We start from the raw sequence: 15,405 nt of genomic DNA on the forward strand, positions 1-15,405 counted from the left end.
AAGCGGAGAACCCGTTCAGGGTTTCCAGTGCAGGAAGTTGCGGTAGAGGGCGAGGCCCAGCGCGGCACTTTTCTCGGGGTGGAATTGGGTCGCAAAAATGTTATCCCGCGCCACTGCGCAGGTAAAGCGCAGGCCATAGTCGGTCTCGCCGGCGCTGTGTTCAGGCAACGCCGTGGTCGCGTAGAAGCTGTGCACGAAGTAGAACCAGCTCTCGTCCGGGATGCCGGCCCAGACCGGGTGGGGGCGCGGCTGGTGCACGCGGTTCCAGCCCATCTGCGGCACCTTGTAGCGGCTGCCGTCCTCCTGCAGCCGCCCTTCCAGGCGGAAGCGCTGCACGCGGCCCGGGATCAGGCCCAGGCCCGGCGTGTCCTGCTCCTCGCTGTGGTCCAGCAGCATCTGCATGCCCACGCAGACACCCAGCAGCGGCTTGGTGGCGGCGGCCTCCAGCACGGCTTCCTTGGCGCCCGACGCGGCCAGTTCGGCCATGCAGTCGCGCATCGCGCCCTGGCCTGGCAGCACGACGCGCTCGGCGGCGCGGATCACCTCCGGGTCGCAGGTGATGGCCACGTCGAACCCTTGGCCCTCGGCAGCATGGATGACGGCCTGCGACACCGAGCGCAGATTGCCCATGCCGTAGTCGACGACCGCGACGCTGCGGCTCACAGCGAGCCCTTCGTCGACGGGATCACGCCAGCCGAGCGCGGGTCGGGCGTCGTCGCCATGCGCAGCGCGCGGCCGAAGGCCTTGAACATCGTCTCGGCCTGGTGGTGGGCGTTGTGGCCCTTCAGGTTGTCGATGTGGACGGTGGCCAGCGCGTGGTTGACGAAGCCCTGGAAGAACTCGAAGGTCAGCTGGGTGTCGAAGGCGCCGATGCTGCCGGCCGTGAACTTCACGTCCATGTGCAGGCCGGGGCGGCCTGAGAGGTCGATGACAACGCGCGACAGGGCCTCGTCCAGCGGCACATAGCTGTGGCCGTAGCGCGTCAGGCCCGCCTTGTCGCCCACCGCCTTGGCCACGGCCAGGCCCAGCGTGATGCCGACGTCCTCCACGGTGTGGTGGCCGTCGATGTGCAGGTCGCCCTCGCAGTGGATGTCCAGGTCGATCAGGCCGTGGCGGGCGATCTGATCGAGCATGTGGTCGAAGAAGCCGATGCCGGTGTGCAGCTTGGACTGGCCCGTGCCATCGAGGTTGATGCGCACCGTGATGCGCGTCTCGCGGGTGTTGCGGGTGACTTCGGCGATGCGGGGAGCGTTCATAGGCATTCGGGCAGTTCGGCCAGCAGGCGGGTGTTCTCGTCCGGTGTGCCGATGGTGATGCGCAGGCAGTTGGCGAGCAAGGGGTGGGCGGCGGAAACGTTCTTGATCAGAACACCCCGGGCTCTCAGCGCGGCAAAGGTGGCCGCCGCGTCGCCGACTCTGGCCAAAATCATATTGCCCTGGCTGGGCCAAGGGGTGATGCCGGGCAGAGTCTTCAACGCCTCGAAGACACGCTCGCGCTCGGCGCGCAGCGTTGCGGCCTGAGCGGCGTAGACCTCGGCATGTTCCAGCGCAAACAGAGCGGCTTCTGCGTTGAGCACGCTGATGTTGAAAGGCGGGCGCAGTTTCTCGATCTGCTCCACCAGTTGCTGCGCGCCCAGCAGGTAGCCGATACGCACGCCGGCCAGGCCGAACTTGCTCATGGTCCGCATGACCAGCACATGCGGGTGGCGCGCCATCAGCGCGAGGCTGTCGCTGGATGCGAAGGGTTGGTAGGCCTCGTCCATCACCACCAGGCCTGGCGCGGCGGCGACGATGCGTTCGATGCTGGCCGCGTCCCACAGATTGCCCGTGGGATTGTTCGGATACGACAGATAGACCAAGGCCGGCTGGTGGCGCTCGACGGCGGCCAGCATGGCGGCCTCGTCCAGTTCGAAGTCGTCCGAGCGCAACGGCACGCCGACGAAGTTCAGCCGCTGGTGCTCGGCGCACATCTGGTAGATGACGAAGCTGGGCGTCGGCGAGACGATCACCGCGCCAGGCTGGGCCACGGCCAGCGTCAGCAGGCCAATCAGTTCGTCGGAGCCGTTCCCCAGCGTGACGCCGACGTCGGAGGGCACGCCCGCGTGCATGCGAAGCGCAGCCGCCAGCTCGGCGGTACGTTCGGCCGGATAGCGGTTGATGGCTACCGCGCCCAGGCGCTCCCCCAATTCGCGCTGCAGCTCGGGCGGCAGGCGGAAAGGGTTCTCCATGATGTCCAGCTTCACCACACCAGCACTGGGCTGGACCGCGTAGGCATGGGCAGCGCGCACGTCGGGGCGGATGCGGAGCAGGGCTTGCTGCAGTCGGTCGGTCATGGCGCGGCGACGATGGGGTTGAGAACCTGCACGCTGTCGTAGACGGCCTCGTGCGGCAGGGCCAGGCTGAGCAGGCGTGTGCAGCCTTGCGCCTTGGCGCTTGCGACGACGAGGGCATCGGCGAAAGGCAGGCCGAAGCGGCTCTCCAGCGACCAGGCGGATTCGACCGTGGCCTGGTCCGCGGACCAGGGCCGCCAGTGCTGGTAGCGGCGCACCTCGGCGCGCACGTCGCCCTGGGGCATGGGCGGGCTCACGCGCTGGGTGGCGAGCAGATAGAAGTCGCTCAGCACCTGCACAGAAACGCGGCCGGTGCGCGTGGCCCACAGCTCGCGCAACCAGGCCAGCACCTGCTCGCGCTCTACCGGGCGCGCACCATCCTCGCTGAACAGCAGCACGGAGGTGTCGACGAAGACGGGTTCCGTCACAGCACGCCTCGGCCGGGATAGGGCTGGCCGTCGGACGACCATGACCGTTCGCGGTGCAGCCAGTCCTGCAGCGCGCGCCCGTAGGCGTCGTCGTGCTGCATCTTCTCGGCCAGCAACTCGCCGAGCAGGCGCGACACGCTGGTGTTGCAGCGCGCGGCCTCCAGCCGGGCCCATTCGGCCACGGCATCGTCCATCGACACGGTGACGTTCTTCATGGCCCGAAGAGTATCACGAAGTTCGTGTTACACGAACTTCGTGTCAAAGCAAACCTAGGTGCGATACCAGAGTTCGGGCTTGTCCAGCGGCGTCTGCGGCGGCAACAGCGGGTTGCTCAGTTCGATGACGCGGCGCGAGCCCAGCCGGGCACGGGCGAGATCCTCGCCATGGTGCTTCAGCAAGAGGCGCTCCAGCTCGCCGCTGACGCGCAGGCGCTGCAGGCCGACCTCGATCGCGGCAGCCAGCTCGGTGTTGCCGGGCGCGACGAAGTAGTAGGTGGCTGCCGGATAGTGCAGGCAGATGTCGGGCACGACGGTCAGGCCCCGGCCCTGGTGCTCCAGCTCGCGCCAGATCTCCTTGACGGAGCGCGGGAAGGCGTCGGCGCGGCCCAGGCGCAGCTGCTTGAACATCGCGTCGAAGGAGGCCGACTCGATGACGTCGAGGCCGTTGGCCTGCAGGATGTTGGTGTCCGGCCACTCCAGCCGCTGAACCAGGCTGAAGCGCCGCAGCTCGGCCAGGGTGCGGACCTCGCGCATCCTGGCAGCGGTCTCGGCGGAGGCCAGCAACAGCCGCCAGCCGTTGAGGCCGCGGTAGATGGGGATGCGCACCGGCCGGGCCTGCTGCTCGCGCTCGACCGAGGTCATCGTCCAGAGCACGTCCAGCGTGCCGCCGCTGCGGGCCAGTTCGAAGATCGCGCGCTTCTGCGTCAACGACTCGGGCGAAGGCTCCAGCTCGACCGGCATGCCTGCCGCGGCCAGCGCCAGCCTGAGCAGCTGCGCGGGATGGCTGCGCTCCAGGCCGATGCCGGCCGGGTCCTGCGGCACGCGCAGGCGGCGCGCTGCCCCATGCGCAGCAGCCAGCGGGAGGCCGGCAGCGGAGATCAGCAGCTCACGACGGCGTGGGGGCATCGTCGCAGCCTGGCCGAGCGGCGCTCAGGGTTTCAAACGCAGTTCGGCCGCCCGCGCGTGGGCCTGCAGGCCCTCGCCGTGGGCCAGCTCGCTGGCGATGCAGCCCAGGGCCTGGGCGCCGTCGGCGCTGACCTCGATAAGGCTGCTGCGCTTCTGGAAGTCGTAGACGCCCAGCGGCGACGAGAAGCGCGCCGTGCCGGCCGTGGGCAGCACATGGTTGGGGCCGGCGCAGTAGTCGCCCAGGCTCTCGCTGGTGTAGGCGCCCAGGAAGATCGCACCGGCATGGCGCAGCAGCGGCTCCCAGGCTTTGGGCTCGGCGGCGCTGATCTCCAGGTGCTCGGGCGCGATGCTGTTGCTGATCTCGCAGGCCTCTTCCATCGAGCGCGTCAGGATCAGCGCACCGCGGCCCTGCAGCGAGGCGCGGATGGTGGCCTCGCGCGGCAGCGCCGGCAGCAGGCGCTCCATGCTGGCGCGCACGGCGTCGAGGAAGGCGGCATCGGGGCTGAGCAGGATGCTCTGCGCGAGCTCGTCGTGCTCGGCCTGGCTGAACAGGTCCATCGCGACCCAGTCCGGCGGCGTCGTGCCGTCGGCGATGACGAGGATCTCGCTGGGGCCGGCGATCATGTCGATGCCGACCTGGCCGAACACATGCTTCTTGGCCGAGGCCACATAGGCATTGCCCGGGCCGGTGATCTTGTCGACGCGCGGGATGCCCGCCGTGCCATAGGCCAGCGCGGCCACGGCCTGGGCGCCACCGATGGTGAACACGCGGTGCACGCCGGCCACGGCGGCGGCGGCCAGCACCAGCGGGTTGCGCACGCCGTCCGGCGTGGGCACAACCATGATGATTTCCTGCACGCCGGCGACATGGGCCGGGATGGCGTTCATCAGCACGCTGCTCGGGTAGGCGGCCTTGCCGCCGGGCACGTAGAGGCCCACGCGGTCCAGCGGCGTGACCTTCTGGCCGAGCAGGTTGCCGTCCTCGTCGCGGTAGCTCCAGGAGAGACCGCAGGCCTCGAGCTGGCGCTCGTGGTAGGCCCGCACACGCTTCGCCGCGGCCTGCAGCGCATCGCGCTGGGCCGGCTTGATGACGGCCAGCGCGGCCTGCAGTTCGGCCTGGCCGATCTCCAGCGCGGCGACGCTGTCGGTCTGCACGCGGTCGAAGCGGGCCGTGTAGTCCAGCACGGCGGCGTCGCCACGCTTTCGCACATCGGCCAGGATCTCGGCGACGCGGCCCTCGATGGCGGCATCGGTCTCGGCCGACCAGTGGCGCAGGCGCTCGAACCGGGCCGCGAAGTCCGCGTCTGCGGTGGAGAGTCGGCGGACGAGGCTCATGCCGCCACCGCCTTCGCGAAGGCGTCGATCAGCGGGCGCAGCGTGTCGCGCTTGAGCTTGAGTGCCGCCTGGTTGACGACGAGGCGGGAGGAGATGTCCATGATCTGCTCGACCTCGACCAGCTTGTTCGCGCGCAGCGTGCCGCCGGTGGAGACGAGGTCGACGATGGCGTCGGCCAGGCCGGTCAACGGTGCCAGCTCCATCGAGCCGTAGAGCTTGATGAGGTCGACGTGCACGCCCTTGTCGGCGAAGTGCTGGCGCGCCATCTCGGTGTACTTGGTGGCGACGCGGATGCGCGAGCCCTGCTTGACGGCGGCGGCGTAGTCGAAGTCGGCCCGCGTCGCCACGCTCATGCGGCAGCGGGCGATCTTCAGATCCAGCGGCTGGTAGAGGCCGTGAGAGCCGCCCTGGGCCAGGGCCTGCTCGTGCAGCACGTCGCGGCCGGCCACGCCGAGGTCGGCGCCGCCGTATTGCACATAGGTCGGCACGTCGCTGGCACGCACCAGCACGACGCGCACACCCTCGCGGCTGGTCGGCAGGATGAGCTTGCGCGAGGTCTCGGGGTCTTCCAGCACCTCGATGCCGGCGGCGCGCAGCAGCGGCAGCGTCTCCTCGAAGATGCGGCCCTTGGACAGGGCGAGGGTCAGGCCTTGGCTGGCAGCGCTCATTGCGTCCACTCCTCGGGCGTCAGCGTCTTCATCGACAGCGCATGGATCTGCTCGCGCATGCGCTCGCCGAGCGCCGCGTACACCCGCTGGTGGCGCCTGACGCGCGTGAGGCCCGCGAACTCCGCCGAAACGATGGTGGCGAAGAAATGTCGCCCGTCGCCCTCGACTTCCAGATGCGCGCAGGGCAGGCCTGCGGCAATGAAATCGCGCACTTCTTGCGGGGTCGGGTCGGCCATTGAATCGGTCCTCGAAAGCTCGGGAGAAACCCGAGATTTTAGGGGTTCGCCCTCAGACACCCCTTCGCATCCCATCAAGCAGCCGCCAAAGTCCGTCGGGGGGTGGGCTCAGCCCCTGATCTTGTAGCCGCTTTTCAGCAGCGACAGGGCCAGGGCCGCCGTGGCCGCGAAGCTCACGCCGACGACGCCCAGGCTGAGCCAGGGCGACACGTCGCTGACGCCGAAGAAGCCGCGGCGGAAGCCGTCGATCATGTAGAAGAAGGGGTTGAGGTGGCTCACGGCCTGCCAGAAGCCGGGCAGCGAATGCACCGAATAGAAGACCCCCGACAGGAAGGTCATCGGCATGATGATGAAGTTCTGGAAGGCGGCGAGCTGGTCGAACTTCTCGGCCCACAGGCCGGCGATCAGGCCCAGCGTGCCCATCAGGCCGGCGCCGAGCACGGTGAAGAGCAGCACCCACAGGATGTTGTCCAGGCCCGGCGGCGCGAACCAGGCCGTCACCAGCAGCACGCCCGCCCCCACCGCCAGGCCGCGCACGATGGCAGCGCCGACATAGGCGACGAACCAGGCCGCAGGCGACAGCGGCGTCAACAGCAGGAAGACGAGGTTGCCGGTGATCTTGCTCTGGATCAGGCTGGACGAGCTGTTCGCGAACGCGTTCTGCAGCACGCTCATCATCACGAGGCCGGGGATCAGGAACTGCGTGTAGCGGACGCTGTCGTAGACCTTCACGTGGTCCTCCAACGTGTGGCCGAAGACGAGCAGGTACATGACGGCCGTCAGCACCGGCGCCGCGACGGTCTGGAAGCTGACCTTCCAGAAGCGCAGCACTTCCTTTCTGAAGAGGGTGGATGTGCCGTTCATGCCGCGGCTCCATTCATGATTTCGAGGAACACGTCCTCGAGGTCGGCGCGGCCGATCTCCAGGTCTTCGACGGGGCAGCCGACCTGGCGCAGCGCAGCCAGCGTGGACTCCACCTCGGCGGCGTCATGCGCGGTGACCTGCACGATGCGGCCGGTCACGCGGGCCCGCGCCGCGATGTCGGCCGGCAGTTGGGCGTCGGTCTTGAAGCGCAGCATCGTCGAGGCGGTGCCGGCCAGCAGCTGCGAGGTGCGGTCCAGCGCGACGATGCGGCCGGCCTTGAGCATTCCGATGCGCTGGCACAGCGCCTCGGCCTCCTCGAGGTAGTGCGTCGTCAGCAGCACCGTATGGCCCTCCTTGTTGAGGCGGGCGATGAACTGCCACAGCGTCTGGCGCAGTTCCACGTCCACGCCGGCGGTGGGCTCGTCCAGCACGATGACCGGCGGGCGGTGCACCAGAGCCTGGGCCACCAGCACACGCCGCTTCATGCCACCCGAGAGCTGGCGCATATTGGCATCGGCCTTGTCGGTCAGGCCCAGGTTGTGCAGCAACTCGTCGATCCAGTCGTCATTGCCCTGCACGCCGAAGTAGCCGCTCTGGATGCGCAGCGACTCGCGCACGCTGAAGAAGGGGTCGAACACCAGCTCCTGGGGCACGACGCCCAGCGCCTTGCGCGCGGCAGCGTAGTCGTCGACGACGTCGTGGCCCATCACGCGCACCCGACCCTCGGTGGCCCGGGCCAGGCCGGCGAGCACGCTGATCAGCGTCGTCTTGCCGGCGCCATTGGGGCCGAGCAGGCCGAAGAATTCGCCGCAGGGGATGTCGAAGCTGACGCCGTCCAGCGCCCTGACCTGCCCTCCCCGGTATGTCTTCTTGACGTTCTCGAAGGAGATGGCGGGTGGCGATGAGGTCGGGCTCGGCATAAGCGCGCAATTCTAAAAGTTGCGTCTAAATCGACGCCGATCACTGCCAGAATGACCCGCGATGCCCACGCCCAAACGCCCCCGCCGCACCGCCGAGCGCATCCTGGAGGTCACGCTGGGCCTCTTCAACGCCTTCGGCGAGCCGAATGTATCGACGACGCTGATCTCGGCCGAACTGAAGATCAGCCCGGGCAACCTCTACTACCACTACCCGGCCAAGGACGAACTGGTCAACGCGCTGTTCGGCCGCTACGAGGTCGAGCTCGGCGAGTTGCTGGCCGCGGCCGAGGGCGTGCGCAACGTGGAGGACGCCTGGCTGTTCTTCCACATGCTGTTCGAGCTGATCTGGAGGCACCGCTTCCTCTACCGCGACCTGAACGACCTGCTGTTCAAGAACCGCCGGCTCGAAACCCACTTCCAGAGCCTGCTCGCCGCCAAGGAGCATGCGATGCGCCATGTGCTGTCGGGCCTGCACCTGGGCGGCGCGCTGAAGATGGAGCTGCGCGAGGCCGCGCCGACGGCGAACGCGATGGTCGTCGTCGTCAGCTACTGGCTGAGCTACGAATATGTGCGCGACCCGCGCCATGCGCTGGAGCCCGACCGCGCCGGCGCAGCGCTGATGCGCGGCGCCTTCCACGCGCTGAGCCTGCTGCTGCCCTACCTCGAGCCGGCGTCCAAGGAACACCTCTTCAAGCTGGCCGGCCAGTACCAGCCCCACCCATCACAACCCTGAAGGAGACAAGCGATGGCCAAGTGGACCGCCTTTCCCTATGACAGCAGTGCCTTCGTCTACACGCCTGCCACGCTGAAGAAGCACTGGGCGCGGCTGCACGCCGGCGACGCCGAGCCCTTCCCCAAGGACGCCGCGGTCCAGCAGGCCTGGATCCACTTCCACGCCGGCGAGTTCCAGGCCGCCTACGACGCCGGACTGGCCGCGGGCGGCGCCGGCATCACCGTCGCCAACAAGGCCCAGGGCATCTACGCCAACTACCTCGAGAAGAAGGAGAAGGCGAAGCTGGAGATGTTCCTGGAGATCTCGGAGCGCGCGGAAAGCCTGCAGGCCGAGGAGCCCAAGAACCCCAATGCCTGGTACTGGCAGGCCTATGCGCTGGGCCGCTACGGCCAGGGCATCAGCGTGGCCAAGGCGCTGGCCCAGGGCCTGGGCAGCAAGGTCAAGAACGCGCTGGAGACGACGATCACGCTCGCCCCCAAGCATGCCGACGCCCACATCGCGCTGGGCGCCTTCCACGCCGAGGTCATCGACAAGGTCGGCAAGCTGCTCGGCCGCACCCAGGGCGCCGACACGGCCACCGGGCTGAAGATGTTCGAGCAGGCCCTGAAGCTCAACCCGAGCAGCGCCATCGCGATGATCGAACGCGCCAACGGCCTCGTCATGCTGGAGGGCGACAAGCGCATGAAGGAGGCCGAGAAGCTCTATGCCGACGCCGCCGCCTGCGAGGCGATGGATGCGATGGAGCTGCTGGACATCGAGCTGGCGCGCGAGGAGCTCGAGGACTGAGCAAGGACCGAGGACAGGACCTGCGTCCTGTCCGACGCCTTGCGAAGGCCTTGCCGCCTGCACGCGGCAAGGCATGAACAAGGACCGAGACGCCTTGCGAAGGCCCAACGGCGTGCAAGCCGTTGGGCATGACGGCGCGGAAGCGGTGAAAACACCGAGGCCGGCGACCATCCGTGATGGATGTCACGGCCTCGTCACCCGTGCTTCCGGGGATGCAGGCCGGCACGCTGCGGCGTAAGCTCCGTTCCGTCGTCACCCCCTCAACGAGACCGCGCCATGAAGTTCCTGATCCCCGCCCTCGCTGCCGTCACCGCCTTCGTGGGTTCTGCCGCCCAGGCCGCCAACAACGCGACGCCAGAGCAGGCCGAGTTGCGCGCCGAGTGCGCCAAGAGCCATGCCGACACCAGCAGCGTCGGCACGCCGGTCGCCGCCAACGAGTACCAGTTCGTCTATGCCAACGGCAAGTACAAGGGCGAGGCCCGGCCGGGCAAGCTGCTGGCCTGCACCGAGCAGCAATACGCCGCCTACCTGGACAAGGCCGACCCGTCCAAGGTGATGGCCGCCTACCCGACCGCCGCCGGCCGCCCGGCCGCTCCGAAGAAGAAGGCCGAACCCTTCCGCCTCTGAAGCGCGCCGGCCTCCGGCACCAGCAAGGCGCCCGATGGGCGCCTTTGTTTTTTCTCCCCCCGAGTCCCGTGGTGACCTCCCTCAGAACTGCGTAGCCCGCGACCGCCCGGCGTTGAAGCGCACTGCCGGGCCACCTAGCCTTGATGCACCGGCGCCCGGCGCGCCGGGGCAACGCCTGAACCCAGGCGCTGCGGCATCACGCAAGGAGGTCCCATGAAGACCCTCTACATCCTTGGCGCCCTCGTCTGCGGCCAGGCCCTGGCCCAGCAGAGCAGCCCCACGACCCCGGACAGCGCCCAGGGCAGCGCCAGCCACACGGCCTGCGCGCAGGCCCAGCCAGGCCACGCCTGCCCGATGCACGCCGAAGCCCGCACCGCCATGGCCGACCCCGACAAACTGCTGGCCTCCGAACCCACCGCGGCGGGACCGATGACGCGCAGCCAGGTCGTTGCCGAAATCGAGCGCGCGCGCCGCGCCGGCGAGATGGATTTCGCGGCCTCCGAGGCGAGCCTGAGCATGGTGCGCCGCCGCTGAGCAGGCGCCATACCGACGCTTCGGGAACCAGGGCGCTGCGGCGCCCTTTTCCTTGCCGGCCGCGCGTGCATTTACGCCGGGCCAGGCGTAACCTCATGAGCGCCACCTTGTCGTACGGAGGTCAGCCATGAGAGCCATCGCATTCGCATTTGCCGCTCTGATTCCCATGCTGCCCGCCTCGGCCGCCGACACCCCCGCCGAGCGCGCCCAGGCCGAACTGCGCGAGGGCTGTGCGCAGAGCTATGCCAGCTACGCCGCCTACTCCCCCAGCGGCAGTCAGGCGCCCAGCTTCAGCGGCGAGCGCTACAAGGGCGACAGCCACTACTACAACGACGCCAAGCCCTGCGGCGAAGCTCAGTACGCGGCCTACCTCGAGAAGGCCGACCCGGGCATGGTCGCCATGGCCTACCCCACGGCCGCCGGCAAGGCCAAGGCGAAGAAGCCCGCCCGCGGCGCATCGGCACCGGCCAAGGGGAAGTGAGACGGCCGCTCAGTCAGCGTCCGGGCCCCAGGGCATCATCAGTGCCAGCAGCAGCAGCTTCTCGAACTCGGGCGCGAAGTTCGCGATGATGGCCTCGGGATCGGGGCACAGGCCCGTGTCGGTGATGAGGCCGAACTGCACCCGGCCGGCATAGGTCAGGATGCTGACGCCCATGCCGATGTCGCCCGACTGCGGCACCCAGAACATCACCTTCTCGACCGTCGAGCCGCAGAACTTCAGCGCCTCGGCCGGGCCGGGCACATTGGTCATCACGGCCGTCGCCTTCTTCGCGAAGATGTTCAGCATCGCGTGCTGCACCGGCTTGATCAGCAGGCCCGCCACCGACAGCAGGCCGAAGGCCATCACCGGCTGGAAGCTGCCCTTGAGCTCGTTCATGCGCGCCCGCACCGCGAACAGCCGCTCCACCGGGTTGGCGATGCCGATGGGCAGCACCAGCGGCACCAGGCCGAAGCGGTTGCCCAGCTGCCAGGCCTGCTCCAGCGGGCGCAGGTTGACGGGCACCATCGCGCGGATCTCCTTGCCCGTCGGGTCCTCGCCCTTGTCGGCCAGGTAGCGGCCGATGGCGCCGGCCGCACAGGCCAGCAGCACGTCGTTGATGGACGCGCCCAGCGCACGGCCCACGACCTTGACCTCGTCCAGCGCCAGGCTGTCGTCCCAGGCCACGGTCTTCTTCGCGCCGGGCTTGCCCTTGAGCCGCGTGTGCGAGTCGTCCGGCATCAGCGCGAAGGCGGCCACGTCGGACACGGCCTGATAGCCCATGCGGGCCATCTCCAGCGACGAGTCCATCGGCGTATGACCGCTCATCATCGCGTCCACACCCTTGGACAGCCCCGAGCCCGTCAGGCCGATGGCCTTGACCGTCATATTGGTCATCGGGCGCAGGAAGGCGTCCAGCAGCCAGTCCGCCTCGTGGTGCTCCTCGGCCGCGCGGGGCGCGCGTCGGGGCGGCGCCTTGCCACCGTCGGTGATGGACAGCATCACCGCGATCAGCGCGATGCCGTCGGCGATGCAGTGGTGGATGCGGGCGATCAGCGCGCTGCTGCCGTCGCCCATGTCCTCGATGAGCTGGAACTGCCACAGCGGATGCGCCGGGTCCAGCGGCTGGGAGCAGAGCTCGCCCACGCGCTCGCGCAGCACCTCGTCGCGACCCTGGCCGCGCAGCGGCAGCGGCACCTCGGCGACGACATGGCGGGCGATGTCGAAGTCGCGATCCACCACCCATTGCGCGCCGGCCAGCGAATCCTCGACGACCTTCTGCCGAAAGCGCGGGTACTGCAGCAGCCGCTCGGCCACGCGCTCGCGCAGGGCGGCCAGCGTGATGCCGGGGCGGATGGACCAGACCCCGACGATCATCATCAGATTGGCCTCGGTGTCCATGCGCAGCCAGGCGGTATCCACCTTGGACATGCGTTCACTGATCTGGCCCAAATCGGTCTCCTCGGATGCGTCGTTCTTGCGGCCTAAACTCATGGGGCCGTTCGATTGATTGTCACCAAGTCGAACCCCACGAATCAGCCTGGAGAACCCCGTGAGCCTGAAAGACCAGTTCGAAGCCGCCGTCGCCGATTCGAAGAACCTGCCCGAGCGTCCGGACAACATGACGCTGCTGAAGATCTACGCGCTGTACAAGCAAGGCAGCGCCGGCGACGTCGACGGCAAGCGCCCCGGCTTCACCGACATGGTCGGCCGCGCCAAGTGGGATGCATGGAATGAGCTCAAGGGCACGAGCAACGACGGCGCGATGCAGCAATACATCGACCTCATCGAGTCCCTGAAGTAAGCCGGCGCCGCCAGGCGCCTCGAAACAACCGGCCCCTCAGGCCGGTTTTTTCTTGGCCGGTGCCTTTTTGCTGCCGGCCGCCAGCAGCGTGTCGAGTTCCTTCTCGATCTCGCTCTCGATGCTCGCCTTGAAGGCGCCGAGCAGGAAGCCGAGCTGGGCGACCAGTTCGAAATGGTCGGCGGTTACGGTCAGCTCGCCCTTCACGCCGCTGCGCGTGAACTCCACGGTGTCCTCGTCCTTGCCCTCGAGCACCGTGCATTCCATGTCGAACTTCTGCTCGACATGCTCGGCCCAGGTCCAGGCAATCTCGCGGGCCTTCTTGAGGCCCAGGTCGTGGTCTCGGTGGATGTGGATTTCGGCCACGGCGGCCCTCCTTGCTGTCGTGCGCTGCACTCTACGCGAGAAGCCTCGCGCTGCCGCCCAACCCGCCGTTTGCGCCGATACTTTGCGCCGCTGGCAAGAGCGGGGCCATCCAAGCCCGCCGCCGCCCAGGGAGGAACCATGCGCCTTGTCGACCCGGCCCCGCACAAACTCGACCCCCTCGACGCGGGGCTGACCTACTTCCGCGCCCCCGAGCCCGACCATGAGCAGGCGGTCTACTGGTTCCGCGTCTCGGCGGACTCGGGCGACACCGAAGGCCTGGCCATGCTGGGCCTGTGCCAGCTCGAAGGCCTGGGCCTGCCGCGTGACCCGGTGCAGGCCCTCGAGCGGCTGGAGCGCGCGTCCGCCGAAGGTAGCCTGACGGCCAAGTTCCACCTCGCCCGCATGCTCGTCGGCGGTTGGGGCGGCGACCCCGACGCGCCGCGCGGCGTGGCCCTCTACACCGCGGCCGCTGCCCTCGGCCATGCCGACGCCAGCTTCAACCTCGCCAGCTGCCTGGAAGCCGGCTGGGGCTGCCAGGTCGACCATCTCGCCGCCAAGGCCCTGTTCATGCGCGCGCGCAGCCTGGGCAGCCGGCTGAAGGCGCCCGGCCTGCGCATCCGCGAGCGCGAACTGGACGCCGTGCGCGACCTTGCACGGCGGCTGGAGAACGGCAACGACCTGCCCCACCTCATCGAGGAACGCCAGCACGAGATCACGCTGATGCACGACCTCGCCCACCGCCCCGCGCGCAAGCCGCGCCTGAGCGCACGGCAGCGGCGCCGGCTGCTGCGCGCGGCCAGCATCACTGCGATCGTCGCCGGCCTCGCGGCTGCCCTGGCCGGCCTGTTCGGCTGGCGCGGCAGCGGGCCGCTGGCGCATGATGCCGGCCCCACCTCCACCGCTTGATCCCTTCCATGACCCGCGCCCTGCCCCTGACCGCCCACCTGACCGACGTCGGCCCCCTCGTCTACGGCTGCATGGCCCTCGGAGGCGACTGGGGCGGCAGCCCCATCAGCGAGGCCGACATCGCCCAGGCCCATGCGGCCGTCGAGGCGGCGCTGGACATCGGAGTCAGGCTCTTCGACCACGCCGACATCTACCGCCGCGGCAAGGCCGAGGCCGTTTTCGGCGAACTGCTCAGGCGCGACGCCGGCCTGCGCTCGCGCATCCGGCTGCAGAGCAAATGCGGCATCCGCTTCGCCGACGACGCCAACGTCGGCCGCTACGACCTCAGCGCCGCCTACATCGAGCACAGCGTCGACGGCATCCTGAAGCGCCTGGACATCGAGCGCCTCGACATCCTGCTGCTGCACCGCCCCGACGCACTGATGGAGCCCGCCGAGATCGCCCACGCCTTCGGACGCCTCAAGGCCGCTGGCAAGGTCGGTCATCTGGGCGTGTCCAATATGCACGCCGGCCAGATGCGCTGGCTGCAGACGGCGCTCGCCGAGCCCCTGGTCGCCAACCAGCTGGAGCTGAGCCTGGCCAAGCTCGATGCCATCGACGTGGGAACCACCTTCAACGACCCGCAGGCGGCGTCACGCCCTGTTGCGGCCGCCTGGGCCGGCACGCTGGAGTACGCCCAGCAGCACGGCGTGCAGCTGCAGGCCTGGGGCTCGCTCGCGCAGGGGCGCTTCAACGACCCGGCCGCATCGGCCGCGGCCAAGGTCGTGCACGAGATCGCCGAGGCGCACCGCACGACGGCCAATGCCGTGCTGCTGGCCTGGTTGCTGCGGCATCCGGCGGGCATCCAGCCGGTCATCGGCAGCGGGAATGCGGAACGCATCCGGGCATGTGGCGACGCAACGAGGATTCTGCTCAGCCGGGAGGATTGGTACCGGCTGTATGTGGCGGCGCGGGGGCAGGCCCTGCCTTGAATGACAAAAGGCCTCCCAGCACAATTGATCGGAATTGCCGGGCCCAGGAGGGCGAATCATGCCGTTGAAGAAGCCGAACTCACTGTTGATCACCGCCTTGCTCTTGCTGGCTTCGGCAAGCGCCTCAGCCGATGGCTCGCCGACACGTCAGGTCAACACCAACGCCGGTGCCGCAAAAGCGGATCGGCAATCCCGCTCGCTGCACTGGGACGGCCTTGACCGCCAGATGCTGCGACGCGTGAGTGAACAGGCCGCGAAGCCAAGGGCTCCGGTATTTCCGGCCGAGAAGCCCTGACAAG

General features: G+C 68.8%; 22 protein-coding genes. 9 read left to right on the plus strand and 13 right to left on the minus strand.

What is annotated here, in order from left to right:
• Positions 1-15 precede the first annotated feature (15 nt).
• The 11 genes from hisH to EV671_RS14980 form a co-directional block, all read right to left on the minus strand.
• On the minus strand, positions 16-663 hold the full coding sequence (gene hisH / locus EV671_RS14935) for an imidazole glycerol phosphate synthase subunit HisH (RefSeq protein WP_132573088.1): 648 nt from the start codon (positions 661-663) through the stop codon (positions 16-18).
• On the minus strand, positions 660-1,262 hold the full coding sequence (gene hisB / locus EV671_RS14940) for an imidazoleglycerol-phosphate dehydratase HisB (RefSeq protein ID WP_132573090.1): 603 nt from the start codon (positions 1,260-1,262) through the stop codon (positions 660-662). Before hisB ends, hisH begins: the two co-directional genes overlap by 4 nt.
• Positions 1,253-2,332 (minus strand): histidinol-phosphate transaminase, encoded by a 1,080-nt coding sequence (hisC, locus tag EV671_RS14945; RefSeq protein WP_132573092.1) that lies wholly within the window; start codon positions 2,330-2,332, stop codon positions 1,253-1,255. Before hisC ends, hisB begins: the two co-directional genes overlap by 10 nt.
• Positions 2,329-2,757 carry a PIN domain-containing protein gene (locus tag EV671_RS14950; RefSeq protein WP_243655741.1) on the minus strand — a complete coding sequence of 143 codons (429 nt, stop codon included), beginning with the start codon at positions 2,755-2,757 and terminating at the stop codon, positions 2,329-2,331. The genes hisC and EV671_RS14950 overlap by 4 nt, the downstream gene beginning before the upstream one ends.
• The gene (locus EV671_RS27025; RefSeq protein WP_207911171.1) at positions 2,754-2,972 is read right to left on the minus strand and encodes a CopG family transcriptional regulator; all 219 of its coding nucleotides are present in this window, start codon (positions 2,970-2,972) and stop codon (positions 2,754-2,756) included. The genes EV671_RS14950 and EV671_RS27025 overlap by 4 nt, the downstream gene beginning before the upstream one ends.
• A gap of 54 nt (positions 2,973-3,026) precedes the next feature.
• Positions 3,027-3,881 (minus strand): substrate-binding periplasmic protein, encoded by an 855-nt coding sequence (locus EV671_RS14955; protein WP_132573094.1) that lies wholly within the window; start codon positions 3,879-3,881, stop codon positions 3,027-3,029.
• A 24-nt stretch (positions 3,882-3,905) separates the two neighbouring features.
• Positions 3,906-5,216: a histidinol dehydrogenase gene (hisD, locus tag EV671_RS14960; protein WP_132573096.1), complete on the minus strand. Its 1,311-nt coding sequence runs from the start codon at positions 5,214-5,216 to the stop codon at positions 3,906-3,908.
• On the minus strand, positions 5,213-5,884 hold the full coding sequence (gene hisG / locus EV671_RS14965; RefSeq protein ID WP_132573099.1) for an ATP phosphoribosyltransferase: 672 nt from the start codon (positions 5,882-5,884) through the stop codon (positions 5,213-5,215). Before hisG ends, hisD begins: the two co-directional genes overlap by 4 nt.
• Positions 5,881-6,120, minus strand: a complete 240-nt coding sequence (locus tag EV671_RS14970; protein ID WP_132573101.1) for a BolA family protein — start codon at positions 6,118-6,120, stop codon at positions 5,881-5,883. The genes hisG and EV671_RS14970 overlap by 4 nt, the downstream gene beginning before the upstream one ends.
• 108 nt (positions 6,121-6,228) lie before the next feature.
• Positions 6,229-6,984 (minus strand): ABC transporter permease, encoded by a 756-nt coding sequence (locus EV671_RS14975; protein WP_132573103.1) that lies wholly within the window; start codon positions 6,982-6,984, stop codon positions 6,229-6,231.
• Positions 6,981-7,904, minus strand: a complete 924-nt coding sequence (locus EV671_RS14980; RefSeq protein ID WP_132573105.1) for an ABC transporter ATP-binding protein — start codon at positions 7,902-7,904, stop codon at positions 6,981-6,983. The genes EV671_RS14975 and EV671_RS14980 overlap by 4 nt, the downstream gene beginning before the upstream one ends.
• A 61-nt stretch (positions 7,905-7,965) precedes the next feature.
• On the opposite strand from EV671_RS14980, the gene EV671_RS14985 reads away from it, so the two are divergent.
• The 5 genes from EV671_RS14985 to EV671_RS15005 all read left to right on the plus strand — a co-directional run bounded on the left by EV671_RS14985 (position 7,966) and on the right by EV671_RS15005 (position 11,065).
• A complete protein-coding gene (locus tag EV671_RS14985) occupies positions 7,966-8,637 on the plus strand; it encodes a TetR/AcrR family transcriptional regulator (protein WP_132573107.1) in 672 nt (223 codons plus the stop codon).
• Positions 8,638-8,649: 12 nt separating this feature from the next.
• The gene (locus EV671_RS14990) at positions 8,650-9,423 is read left to right on the plus strand and encodes a tetratricopeptide repeat protein (protein WP_132573109.1); all 774 of its coding nucleotides are present in this window, start codon (positions 8,650-8,652) and stop codon (positions 9,421-9,423) included.
• A gap of 276 nt (positions 9,424-9,699) precedes the next feature.
• The gene (locus tag EV671_RS14995; protein WP_132573111.1) at positions 9,700-10,050 is read left to right on the plus strand and encodes a hypothetical protein; all 351 of its coding nucleotides are present in this window, start codon (positions 9,700-9,702) and stop codon (positions 10,048-10,050) included.
• 213 nt (positions 10,051-10,263) lie between these two features.
• Complete coding sequence (locus EV671_RS15000; RefSeq protein ID WP_132573113.1) at positions 10,264-10,584, plus strand: hypothetical protein; 321 nt, start codon at positions 10,264-10,266, stop codon at positions 10,582-10,584.
• 127 nt (positions 10,585-10,711) lie between these two features.
• The gene (locus EV671_RS15005) at positions 10,712-11,065 is read left to right on the plus strand and encodes a hypothetical protein (protein ID WP_132573115.1); all 354 of its coding nucleotides are present in this window, start codon (positions 10,712-10,714) and stop codon (positions 11,063-11,065) included.
• Positions 11,066-11,074: 9 nt separating this feature from the next.
• Here EV671_RS15005 and EV671_RS15010 read toward each other — a convergent pair whose 3' ends face one another.
• On the minus strand, positions 11,075-12,556 hold the full coding sequence (locus EV671_RS15010) for a wax ester/triacylglycerol synthase family O-acyltransferase (protein WP_243655742.1): 1,482 nt from the start codon (positions 12,554-12,556) through the stop codon (positions 11,075-11,077).
• A 58-nt stretch (positions 12,557-12,614) separates the two neighbouring features.
• Between EV671_RS15010 and EV671_RS15015 the strand changes: the two genes are divergently transcribed.
• Complete coding sequence (locus EV671_RS15015; protein ID WP_132573117.1) at positions 12,615-12,866, plus strand: acyl-CoA-binding protein; 252 nt, start codon at positions 12,615-12,617, stop codon at positions 12,864-12,866.
• 36 nt (positions 12,867-12,902) lie between these two features.
• On the opposite strand, the gene EV671_RS15020 is transcribed toward EV671_RS15015, so the two are convergent.
• Positions 12,903-13,229 carry a polyhydroxyalkanoic acid system family protein gene (locus EV671_RS15020; protein ID WP_132573119.1) on the minus strand — a complete coding sequence of 109 codons (327 nt, stop codon included), beginning with the start codon at positions 13,227-13,229 and terminating at the stop codon, positions 12,903-12,905.
• 138 nt (positions 13,230-13,367) lie between these two features.
• Here EV671_RS15020 and EV671_RS15025 point away from each other — a divergent pair, with 138 nt between their 5' ends.
• Genes EV671_RS15025 through EV671_RS15035 form a run of 3 tightly spaced genes read left to right on the plus strand, consistent with a single transcriptional unit; the run spans position 13,368 to position 15,401 of the window.
• Entirely contained in the window at positions 13,368-14,135 is a 768-nt protein-coding gene (locus EV671_RS15025; protein ID WP_165917581.1) for a tetratricopeptide repeat protein, read from the plus strand.
• A gap of 8 nt (positions 14,136-14,143) precedes the next feature.
• A complete protein-coding gene (locus tag EV671_RS15030; RefSeq protein WP_132573123.1) occupies positions 14,144-15,106 on the plus strand; it encodes an aldo/keto reductase in 963 nt (320 codons plus the stop codon).
• Positions 15,107-15,164: 58 nt separating this feature from the next.
• The gene (locus EV671_RS15035) at positions 15,165-15,401 is read left to right on the plus strand and encodes a hypothetical protein (RefSeq protein WP_132573125.1); all 237 of its coding nucleotides are present in this window, start codon (positions 15,165-15,167) and stop codon (positions 15,399-15,401) included.
• The last annotated feature ends 4 nt before the right edge of the window (positions 15,402-15,405 follow it).

Origin of the sequence: Roseateles saccharophilus (assembly GCF_004342485.1) — a bacterium.
GTDB lineage: Bacteria > Pseudomonadota > Gammaproteobacteria > Burkholderiales > Burkholderiaceae_C > Pelomonas > Pelomonas saccharophila.

Excerpts from the sequence above, each read along its gene's own strand:
- EV671_RS14995 (WP_132573111.1), top strand. The coding sequence starts at position 9,700 with ATGAAGTTCCTGATCCCCGCCCTCGCTGCCGTCACCGCCTTCGTGGGT.
- hisG (WP_132573099.1), bottom strand. The coding sequence starts at position 5,884 with ATGAGCGCTGCCAGCCAAGGCCTGACCCTCGCCCTGTCCAAGGGCCGC.
- hisB (WP_132573090.1), bottom strand. The coding sequence starts at position 1,262 with ATGCCTATGAACGCTCCCCGCATCGCCGAAGTCACCCGCAACACCCGC.
- EV671_RS14990 (WP_132573109.1), top strand. The coding sequence starts at position 8,650 with ATGGCCAAGTGGACCGCCTTTCCCTATGACAGCAGTGCCTTCGTCTAC.
- EV671_RS15000 (WP_132573113.1), top strand. The coding sequence starts at position 10,264 with ATGAAGACCCTCTACATCCTTGGCGCCCTCGTCTGCGGCCAGGCCCTG.
- EV671_RS15030 (WP_132573123.1), top strand. The coding sequence starts at position 14,144 with ATGACCCGCGCCCTGCCCCTGACCGCCCACCTGACCGACGTCGGCCCC.
- EV671_RS14980 (WP_132573105.1), bottom strand. The coding sequence starts at position 7,904 with ATGCCGAGCCCGACCTCATCGCCACCCGCCATCTCCTTCGAGAACGTC.
- EV671_RS27025 (WP_207911171.1), bottom strand. The coding sequence starts at position 2,972 with ATGAAGAACGTCACCGTGTCGATGGACGATGCCGTGGCCGAATGGGCC.
- EV671_RS14955 (WP_132573094.1), bottom strand. The coding sequence starts at position 3,881 with ATGCCCCCACGCCGTCGTGAGCTGCTGATCTCCGCTGCCGGCCTCCCG.
- EV671_RS14970 (WP_132573101.1), bottom strand. The coding sequence starts at position 6,120 with ATGGCCGACCCGACCCCGCAAGAAGTGCGCGATTTCATTGCCGCAGGC.
- EV671_RS15025 (WP_165917581.1), top strand. The coding sequence starts at position 13,368 with ATGCGCCTTGTCGACCCGGCCCCGCACAAACTCGACCCCCTCGACGCG.
- EV671_RS14975 (WP_132573103.1), bottom strand. The coding sequence starts at position 6,984 with ATGAACGGCACATCCACCCTCTTCAGAAAGGAAGTGCTGCGCTTCTGG.
- hisC (WP_132573092.1), bottom strand. The coding sequence starts at position 2,332 with ATGACCGACCGACTGCAGCAAGCCCTGCTCCGCATCCGCCCCGACGTG.
- hisD (WP_132573096.1), bottom strand. The coding sequence starts at position 5,216 with ATGAGCCTCGTCCGCCGACTCTCCACCGCAGACGCGGACTTCGCGGCC.
- EV671_RS14985 (WP_132573107.1), top strand. The coding sequence starts at position 7,966 with ATGCCCACGCCCAAACGCCCCCGCCGCACCGCCGAGCGCATCCTGGAG.
- EV671_RS15005 (WP_132573115.1), top strand. The coding sequence starts at position 10,712 with ATGAGAGCCATCGCATTCGCATTTGCCGCTCTGATTCCCATGCTGCCC.
- EV671_RS15010 (WP_243655742.1), bottom strand. The coding sequence starts at position 12,556 with ATGAGTTTAGGCCGCAAGAACGACGCATCCGAGGAGACCGATTTGGGC.
- EV671_RS15035 (WP_132573125.1), top strand. The coding sequence starts at position 15,165 with ATGCCGTTGAAGAAGCCGAACTCACTGTTGATCACCGCCTTGCTCTTG.